Source organism: Achromobacter sp. RW408 (assembly GCF_003184165.1).
Taxonomy (GTDB): domain Bacteria; phylum Pseudomonadota; class Gammaproteobacteria; order Burkholderiales; family Burkholderiaceae_B; genus Achromobacter; species Achromobacter xylosoxidans.
This window is the reverse complement of sequence record NZ_QHHO01000022.1, coordinates 613,683-621,955: the sequence shown is the minus strand read 5'-3', so window position 1 is coordinate 621,955 and position 8,273 is coordinate 613,683. Positions and strand designations below refer to the sequence as shown.

8 protein-coding genes and 2 pseudogenes are annotated in these 8,273 nt (G+C 61.9%); 5 read left to right on the top strand and 5 right to left on the bottom strand.

Features of this window, described 5'->3' with window-relative positions:
- Positions 1–90: 90 nt before the first annotated feature.
- From DK459_RS05145 to DK459_RS05130, 4 genes are all read right to left on the bottom strand, one after another.
- Positions 91–780, bottom strand: coding sequence for a lysozyme inhibitor LprI family protein (locus DK459_RS05145; protein WP_110134511.1), 690 nt, complete (start codon positions 778–780; stop codon positions 91–93).
- 90 nt (positions 781–870) lie between these two features.
- Positions 871–1,314, bottom strand: a complete 444-nt coding sequence (locus tag DK459_RS05140; protein WP_110134510.1) for a GNAT family N-acetyltransferase — start codon at positions 1,312–1,314, stop codon at positions 871–873.
- Between the two features lie 45 nt (positions 1,315–1,359).
- Positions 1,360–2,256, bottom strand: a complete 897-nt coding sequence (locus tag DK459_RS05135) for an oxidoreductase (RefSeq protein WP_110134509.1) — start codon at positions 2,254–2,256, stop codon at positions 1,360–1,362.
- 81 nt (positions 2,257–2,337) lie between these two features.
- Positions 2,338–2,628, bottom strand: a complete 291-nt coding sequence (locus DK459_RS05130; RefSeq protein WP_020927956.1) for a hypothetical protein — start codon at positions 2,626–2,628, stop codon at positions 2,338–2,340.
- Positions 2,629–2,926: 298 nt separating this feature from the next.
- Between DK459_RS05130 and DK459_RS05125 the strand changes: the two genes are divergently transcribed.
- Both DK459_RS05125 and DK459_RS31175 read left to right on the top strand, forming a co-directional pair.
- A complete protein-coding gene (locus DK459_RS05125) occupies positions 2,927–4,561 on the top strand; it encodes a methyl-accepting chemotaxis protein (protein WP_110134508.1) in 1,635 nt (544 codons plus the stop codon).
- Positions 4,562–4,701: 140 nt separating this feature from the next.
- Positions 4,702–4,983 (top strand): annotated as a pseudogene (locus DK459_RS31175) (cation diffusion facilitator family transporter); the annotation flags it as partial.
- A 29-nt stretch (positions 4,984–5,012) separates the two neighbouring features.
- Here DK459_RS31175 and DK459_RS31170 read toward each other — a convergent pair.
- Positions 5,013–5,693, bottom strand: a complete 681-nt coding sequence (locus DK459_RS31170; RefSeq protein ID WP_233256761.1) for a hypothetical protein — start codon at positions 5,691–5,693, stop codon at positions 5,013–5,015.
- A gap of 308 nt (positions 5,694–6,001) precedes the next feature.
- Between DK459_RS31170 and DK459_RS05110 the strand changes: the two genes are divergently transcribed.
- From DK459_RS05110 to DK459_RS05100, 3 genes and pseudogenes are all read left to right on the top strand, one after another.
- Positions 6,002–6,664 carry a hypothetical protein gene (locus DK459_RS05110; RefSeq protein WP_233256760.1) on the top strand — a complete coding sequence of 221 codons (663 nt, stop codon included), beginning with the start codon at positions 6,002–6,004 and terminating at the stop codon, positions 6,662–6,664.
- Positions 6,665–6,804: 140 nt separating this feature from the next.
- Positions 6,805–7,170, top strand: a complete 366-nt coding sequence (locus DK459_RS05105; RefSeq protein ID WP_026384357.1) for a hypothetical protein — start codon at positions 6,805–6,807, stop codon at positions 7,168–7,170.
- A gap of 280 nt (positions 7,171–7,450) precedes the next feature.
- Positions 7,451–7,924, top strand: a pseudogene (locus tag DK459_RS05100) (cysteine hydrolase family protein); the annotation flags it as partial.
- Between the last annotated feature and the right edge of the window lie 349 nt (positions 7,925–8,273).

Here is an 8,273-nt window from a genome sequence, read left to right as displayed (position 1 = left end):
GGGTGGGGGCGCTGCCTTCGTCCAACCCATGCCGTTGGTCGCGAATACTGGCGGTCCTACAGGATGACTTCAAGATCGGCCGGACAGATCTCAGCGTATCGGAAAGAACGTACCGGCCAAGGCGCCATTCGCGCCGCAGTAAGGCGGGCCGGATGACCCCGCGCCGGGCGGCTGTTCTTCGACGACCAGTGCATGACCCTGGCGTTTCAGGTTCAGTACCCAACCCTTCGTGTCGACGCTCTTGACCCGCAGGTGCTCGCCGCTGGCCTTGCCCGAGGCTTCCAAATTGCACGACCAGCTTCCGGTGTGCGGCTGATCGGCCGAACCTTCATACAGGATATCGCCGTCGGGTTTCTTCCAGAGCGTGATCTCGCCTGAGAGGTTGCGCCATCTACCGGTAAAGCCCTTGCGTTCGGCTAAATCCAACGAGGCGAGAAACGCGTCCCGGTGTTTCAGGCGGGTCGCGAGTTCCTCGATCGGCTTGTCCTTGTCGAACGGCTTCTCGAAAGCGTCGTCCCGCACCTTGGCGAAATAGCGCTGGTCGCGCGCCAACGCTTCGGCTGTGGCGGCGTCCAGGGATTTGCGCGCTTCGTCGTAGCGCTTGGCGATGCTTGCATCAAGCGCTGCCAGCTGCGGGTTCGCGCAGATGGCCTTTTCCGCTCCCGCGCGGGCCTTGGCGCAATCGAACGAAGGCAAGGCTTCCGGCGCTGCCGCGGCGTTCAGGGAAAGCGCGCTCAGCACGGCGGCGCAGGCGGCGGAAAGGATGTTTTTTGTCAGCATGGTGCCGCGGATGCTAGCGAGAATTCGCGTTGCGCAGGGGAAAAAATAACTGCGTTTACGGATTCGTCGCGAACTTATCAAAGAGAGAAATCAAACCGCTGACGGAAACTTTACAAACACGAGTTCGGGATCGTTGTCATCCAGGTTTTCAATGTGACCGCTTTCCACAAAACCAAGCCGCGTAAGCAGTTGGCGCATCGCGATGTTCGAAGCATTTGTCGACGTGAACGTTTTGCCCGTGCATTGCGACGCCAGCGTTGTCATGATTGCTGTCGCCACCCCACGGCGCCGTGCCGAGGCCTTGACGACAATCAGCGGGATGAAGTCGTTCTCGAAAAACGACTTGTTTAGTATCCCGTAACCGATCACCGCCGAAGCGTCCTGCGCTTGCACTGCAACCCGGCATTGGCCAGCGGCCACCGCATTGGCGATAAATGCCTTTCTGCCCGGTTCCTGCCTGGCCATCGGGTCCAATTCGATGATTGAATCGACATCTTCAACAGAGGCTGGTCGAACGTTTATTTGGGAAGGCATAACGGCAGCGTATCAGAACGGAAGATTGGCGAGTCCATCCTGCGATCAGCCCGGGCCGTCGCTCGCCGCGGCCAGCAAGGGCACGATGATGTCGCTGATCGGAGTGGGTATGCCGTGGACCCGGGCGCGACGCGAGACGACGCCGTTTCGTATATCCCATTCAAGCTGCCGGCCGGCTTCGCGGTCGGTCAGGATGGACGTGCTCAAGTCGGGGGCAGCGGCTTGAAACTTGGCCAGGATTTCCTGAGGCACCTCGTCCCCCAGCCTGGCTCCTTCTGCGCGCGCTACCGTCAGGCACTCTCGCAAGTACGCCAAGGAGAGCTGGGCGATGTCGGGCCTGGCAAACATGCCCGCGCGGCGATGAGTCAGGGCCATGATGCCAGCCACTGCGTTCTGCAGCAGCTTGCGCCAAGCCACGCTCGGGAAGTCTTCGGTGATATCGACGACGCACTGGGTCCCCCGCAGCGCCTCGGCCGCCACGCGAGTCGCGGGCATGTCGGGCAGGCTAAGGCGCGCATCCCCGCGCAAGCGTACTGAACCATCGGCTTGAGCCTGCGCAGGGAACCACACGACAGCCGGGATGATCCTTGCAGGCGGGGCATGCATGGCGACGCGTTCCAATTGCTCGACGCCATTCTGTAGAACACACACGACCGTATCCGGCCGGCACAATGCCGCGAGCCATCCCGATGCTGAGTCTGTCTGCGTCGCCTTCACCGCGAGGAAAATCAGGTCCATCCTGCGATCGATCCGGGCCGGATCGGTATGCACGGGACCGGGGACCACGACGCTGCGATCACCGTCATGAAGCGTGAGCTGGTCGCGATGGGTACGGCCACACAGGAGAGGCGTGCGGCCGGCCTCGTGCAGCGCGGCGGCAACCGTTGTGCCGATGGCCCCCGGCCCGACGATGGCGATAGCGGTGTCTGTTGCGGTACTCATGGGGTGGATTCCTTATGCGTTTGCAAGGGAGCACCTTGACGCGACGATCGGAGCGCGAACCGATCCCCCCGGCGAGGGCGTTCAGGCGGTCAGGAAGCGGATGACTTCGGCCCAATCGTTGGTCGACAGGGCGACGTCCTCGTAGTCGCCGGCTTCCTCGTCGTAGCGCGAGACACAGAAGCGCTGGCTTCTGCCGGATTCGCGATCGGCATACTCGGCGTAGTCGACATACACCTTCAAGCCGCGTTCCTCGTTCTCGAATGAAGGAGCGGCATCGATGTAGCTCGACGCATCGACATACCCTTCGGGCAGCGTCGGCAGGGTGGCGATGTCGTAGTCGGGAAATTCGCGGCGCAGTCGGTCAAGGTTCATAAGGAAAGCAAGTGGGGAAGCAAGTGGAGACAGGAGGCCTGGCATTTTACGTTGCTCCGTGTCAGTCGCCACGATCAGCTTAAGAACGTCGCCCCGCCAGGGCAGGTGCGGGCGGTGCGGGACGGAGCGTTGGAAAAAAAAACGGCAAGTCGCTTGACTTCGTCAAGGTATCGAGGCCGCTGCCAGCCACAAAAAATTTCCCCCTGCCATGCGAAATCGCAAACTTCAATTACAAGATCGTTGCAATATATGTCATGGTTTTTACACTAGGGTTTTCCCTTTGTCGTAATACAAATCCATGCGCTCGCGTTTCACTATTGGCAACCTGTTTGGCAACCTCTCCATTGGCACCCGGCTGACCCTGGGCTTCGGCACCGTACTCGCGCTATTACTGGCGCTTACCGGCCTGTCGCAATACGAACTGACCCACATCGGCGGCATCAACCGAGCGATCACCGAACAGACCTGGGCCAAAGCGAATGCCATCAACATTATCGACGTGACGACGCGCGCCAATGCGCGCGCCAATCTCGAACTGATCGTCAACACGGATCCCCGCACCGCTGAAACGCTGTTCGCTCGCATCGACACCAATCGGAAAACGATCGACCAGGCGCTGGAGACCCTGAGGCCGTTGTTCCGCACCGAAGACGAACGTCAGAAGCTGCGGCTGTTGGAAGACGTGCGCGGCCGCTACGTGAAGTCATTCCAGGGCGTGGGCGCGCTCCTCAAGCGTGGTGAGCGCGACGCCGCTCGCCAGCGCTTGCTGGAAGAGACCCTTCCGCTTCTGGATGGCCTGCAAGACCGCGTCATCGAGATCTCCCGGATTCAATCCGCAGAGATGGTGGACGCTGGCGCCGACAGCCAGCGGGTGATCGACAACGCGGGCATGTTGAACCTGATCCTGTCGGCCATGGCCGTCGTGCTGGGCGGCCTGTTCGCGTGGCGGGTGTCCAAGTCGATCACGGCGCCGCTTGCCCAGGCTGTGTCGGTGGCGGAGACCGTGGCGCGTGGCGACCTGGGGCAGTCCATCCACGCGGTCACCCGCGATGAAACCGGCCGGCTGTTGCGCGCGCTGCACGATATGCAGGACAAGCTGGCCGGCGCCGTTCGCACCATTCGCGCCGGGTCCGAAACCATCTCCAGCGCAGCAGGGCAGATCGCGGCCGGCAACACCGACTTGTCCAGCCGGACCGAAGAGCAGGCCGCCTCGCTGGAAGAAACCGCCGCATCGATGGAAGAACTGGCGTCGACTGTCAAGCAGAATGCCGACAACGCGCGCGAGGCCAATCAACTGGCGGCAAGCGCCTCCGAAGTCGCCCAGCGCGGCGGCGCCGTCGTGTCGGCGGTGGTCAGCACGATGGGCGATATTTCCGCCAGTTCGCGCAAGATTTCCGAGATTGTCTCGGTCATCGACGGGATCGCGTTCCAGACCAACATCCTGGCGCTGAACGCCGCCGTGGAAGCGGCCAGGGCGGGCGAGCAGGGCAAGGGCTTCGCGGTGGTCGCGGGCGAGGTGCGGTCGCTGGCGCAACGCAGCGCGCAGGCCGCGCGCGAGGTCAAGACGCTGATCGAAGCGTCCGTCAGCAAGGTGGCCGAGGGCGCGGGCCAGGCGGAAAACGCAGGCACCACCATGCAAGAAGTGGTCGCCTCGGTCAAGCGCGTGACGGACATCATGGGCGAGATCGCCGCGGCATCGCAGGAACAGGCCTCCGGCATCGAGCAGGTCAACCGCGCCGTGTCGCAAATGGACGAAGTGACCCAGCAGAACGCCGCGCTGGTCGAAGAAGCCGCGGCCGCGGCGGGCTCGATGCAGGACCAGGCGCATGCCTTGGTGAGGGCGGTTGGTGTGTTCCGCTTGCGCGAGGATGCCGCGCGACGCGAGGCCATGGTCGCCCAGCCAGGCGAACGCGGCGTGCTGAGGTTGACCTGATCAGTACGTCTCATTACGGGCCGGGCCATGAGCGGGGCGCAATGCCCCGCTCATCCACGTTCATCATCCGTTCAGGATTCGGTGCTTATGCTCCAGCCCGAACGCCGCAAGGCTAGATTGCAAGAACGGGAGCACGAACCATGACCGCCTTTCCGCCTCCGCTGGAAGACCCGGAGGACGATGGACACAGCCCGGCCGAACGCGCCACCGCCGCCGCCCGCAGCACCTGGGTGAGCGTGGGCGTGAACGTGGTGCTCGCCACCGCGCAGATCGTCATCGGCATTTTCTCGAAGTCGCAGGGCCTGATCGCGGACGGGATTCATTCTTCTTCAGATCTGATTGCCGACTTCATCGTGCTGCTGGCCAACCGGCATGGCCAGAAAGCAGCGGACGCGGACCACCACTACGGCCATTGCCATTATCCGGAATTACTTTCGGGCCAACAAAGACGCTACCGCCGGACCCGGCGCCGATACCACCACGTCAGCCCCGCCCACACCAGTGCCCAAATACCCAGGATCGCGGCGATGAAGGGCCAAAAAATGAAGGTGGTGACATCGCTCCAGCCGGGCGCGGTACGCTTGAGGCCGATAGGTGCGCTGATTTCCAGTTCGATCTGCTCGCCCTGAAGCGTCGGCCCGACCTCTTCCACCGTGAAGGTAAGCGGCGAAGTCCCCTTTGCCAGCTTCGGAAAGGGCGGGGTGGTCTCCGGCAGCGTGCCATCTATATGACTTTCAGGCCAGAGCTTGCGGTAGAAATGCGTCGCGCTGGCGCTGCTGCGCGGAGCCGCAACCATCACTACGTCCAGGTCCCCGCCATCGCGCACACGAATCCGCACCGGCTCTCCTGGTTCGGCGACTGCGCCCGGCGCGCCCAAACGCGTCGTGTGTTCTCCCAATTCGGGCCGCTTTCTGCCCATCGGGCCGCCGAAACGCGCCTCCATCCATAGTGGCGCTTCGCGGATGCGGTAGACCTCGGCGCGCGCCGTCTGCCCCGGCGTAAGGGTGATCGGCGTCAGCGTCGCGTCCGCGGACGGCACATACCGCAGCATGCCCGCCGTGAACCACGCCATGGCAGCCAACCAAAGCGCCCAGCCCACCACCAGCGACACCTTGCAGAACTTTTGCCACATATCGTGCAGTCCAGAATTTTCCAGCATCAAAGCGTACCCGATTTCGAGTGGGCGATTGGAAGCAATGCAGGTTCTTCCACGCATCGCTGTTTTCAGAGCGCCATGCCTCGGCAAGGAGGATGGCCGTACAAGCCAAGAACGCTACGCCTTCATCTCGCCGATGCGATAATTCCGTCCTCGGCGCAGCGATAATGGACGAATCGTTCGCTCGTCTTTGAATAAACTCCAACAGCTAGACAGGAAACATCGACTTGCCGCACTCTTTTCGATTTCCCTCGGCGCCGGCCTTGCGCCTCGCATTATCCGCCTTGACGCTGCTGGCCGCTGGCTGTGGCGGGCCAGGCCACGCCGATACCCCGTCCAAGGTTGCCGCCACCTCCACGGCGCCCAAGCCAGCGCTGCGCAAGCTGAACCCCGCCCCGGCGCAGGCCTATGAAATACGGCTGACCCTTGCCAATGTATCGGATCTCGCAAGCGCCGCAGACGGCAAATCGGCGTTTACCGTGGTGGAGGGTACCGTGCAGTTCGACGCCAGCAACGCCGCACGCTGTGGGAAATCCAACGCCCTGTCCGGTCACGTGCCGACGATGTCCAGCCACGAATCGTTCCGCCTTTCCCGTATATCGGCCACCGAGTACGTGGGTATCGTATATGCCGACATGCTGCTCGACGAAGACTATTATGGACGCGGGGTATGCCATTGGGCATTGACCGAAGCACGGGTCGCAATGCGCGCGCGGGAGGATGCCGCCGACACGCGCTTCGTGGCCGAACTGTCGGCTCAAAAAGTGTTCGATGGCGGCACACAGGCGCGCTATTTCTGGAAAGGGTATTACCCCCGCTTCGAGCGGGGGCAACATACCGATTTTGGAAGTGACCGATTGGACCGTGTGTCGGACGATAAGCGTGGCGAGTTCTTTACCGTGACAATGACGGCCAGGAAGACCGCGAGCGATGTGCCAGGCAGGTGAATGGCGGGCCAACAGCAAGCGTGGCCGCCCGTGTCAGCCATGAAAATGTGTCCTGTCGGGCGGCTAGGTTTCTGATACATTGACGCCTTGAAAATCAAGCCTTCAACCCTGAATACTCGACCTTTGTGGTATTGCTCACAATGAAAAAACTGGCTCTGCTTATTGTCCTGCCATCGTTGCTCGCGGGATGCACGTCGGCACAGATGAACATGCTGACCGGCAAGCGGAATAAAACCTACAACGACGTCAATGCGCCTTGGGTCGGCAGCACAGAAGAACAATTGATCTCCAAGTGGGGACCGCCCAAAAAGAGCTATACGCTTGAAAGCGGGGCAAAGATCATTTCGTACGAAGATATGTGGGGTCCCATTTCCGCCTATCACGTGTGCGTGGAGAAGTTCATGATCGAAAAGGGCATCGTGACCAAGTGGGGGATCTCGAATTGCCCGGCGCGCATTAAGGGCTCATTGCCGAAAGACACGCCGATTCCGCAGCCAACCCTGTAGAGGTAAAGGCGCGCGGCGCGGACGCAGAATTCAGCGTGGCCTGCTCCACGCGCAGTCGACATATTGGCCAGGGTAGCGGGACGGGGCGCGTCAAAGCACACCGCCCACTTCCAACCAACGCGACTTGGGATAGTGCTGCCCCGCAGGCGCTGGTGCAGCCGATGCAGACTTTGGGCGTTTTCCACAAAGCCGCTGGGTTTGTTCGACAACGTCGCGCCGCGGCCGCGGTAGTCGTGCTGTATCGTCTGTTTCGCCCAGTTGGGGCGAGCGAAATAACCCCGATGCGGAGCGCCAGGTCGGTCGGCTCCTCGCCTATTGGCGCGCCCAGGGGTGGCCGGTCTGGCACGTCCGGCATGATTCTACAGATCCCACGTCTTACTACCGCCCAGGCCAGCCCCGGCATGAATTCAAGCCGGAGACCGCGCCCATAGGGGGAGAACCGGTCATTCCGAAGCAGACGAACAGTGCGTTTATCGGCACCGATCTGGAACAGAAGCTTCGCAACAATGGCCTCGACGCATTGGTCGTGGCGGGAGTCATAACGAACAATTCAGTCGAGGCAACTGTCCGCATGGCCGGCAACCTTGGCTTTCAGGTGTGGCTCGTGGCTGACGGTTGCTTCACATTCGCTCGGACAGACTGGAATGGGTCAGCGCGAAGCGCCGAAGATGTTCACGCCATGTCGCTCGCCAACCTGGACGGCGAATACTGCACAGTCGTCACCGCAGATGCGCTGTTAAGCGCGCTTGGCTGAAGCGAACTTGCATTTGCAAGGTTGATCGGCTGATCTGCACTTGCCCCGTGAGCGGGCGCAACGCTCCTCTCACGGATTTTCTTCCGCTCTCCATCAGGTATCGGTAGCCGCCAAGCCACGTGGCCAGGTGCGGTCACCGCATCACGCTTGGCTTCTCGAGTTCAGCATTTCCACGTTCATCATTCGTTCAGGTTTCGGTGCTTATGCTCCTGCCCGAACGCCGCAAGGCTAGATTGCAAGAACGGGAGCACGCACCATGACAGCCTTTCCGCCTCCGCTGGAAGACCCGGAGGACGATGAACACAGCCCGGCCGAACGCGCCGGCGCCGCCGCCCGCAGCACCTGGGTA

What these genes read in the sequence shown, in the direction of transcription:
- DK459_RS05145 (WP_110134511.1), bottom strand. Translation starts at nt 780, where the DNA reads ATGCTGACAAAAAACATCCTTTCCGCCGCCTGCGCCGCCGTGCTGAGC.
- DK459_RS05140 (WP_110134510.1), bottom strand. Translation starts at nt 1,314, where the DNA reads ATGCCTTCCCAAATAAACGTTCGACCAGCCTCTGTTGAAGATGTCGAT.
- DK459_RS05135 (WP_110134509.1), bottom strand. Translation starts at nt 2,256, where the DNA reads ATGAGTACCGCAACAGACACCGCTATCGCCATCGTCGGGCCGGGGGCC.
- DK459_RS05130 (WP_020927956.1), bottom strand. Translation starts at nt 2,628, where the DNA reads ATGAACCTTGACCGACTGCGCCGCGAATTTCCCGACTACGACATCGCC.
- DK459_RS05125 (WP_110134508.1), top strand. Translation starts at nt 2,927, where the DNA reads ATGCGCTCGCGTTTCACTATTGGCAACCTGTTTGGCAACCTCTCCATT.
- DK459_RS31170 (WP_233256761.1), bottom strand. Translation starts at nt 5,693, where the DNA reads ATGTGGCAAAAGTTCTGCAAGGTGTCGCTGGTGGTGGGCTGGGCGCTT.
- DK459_RS05105 (WP_026384357.1), top strand. Translation starts at nt 6,805, where the DNA reads ATGAAAAAACTGGCTCTGCTTATTGTCCTGCCATCGTTGCTCGCGGGA.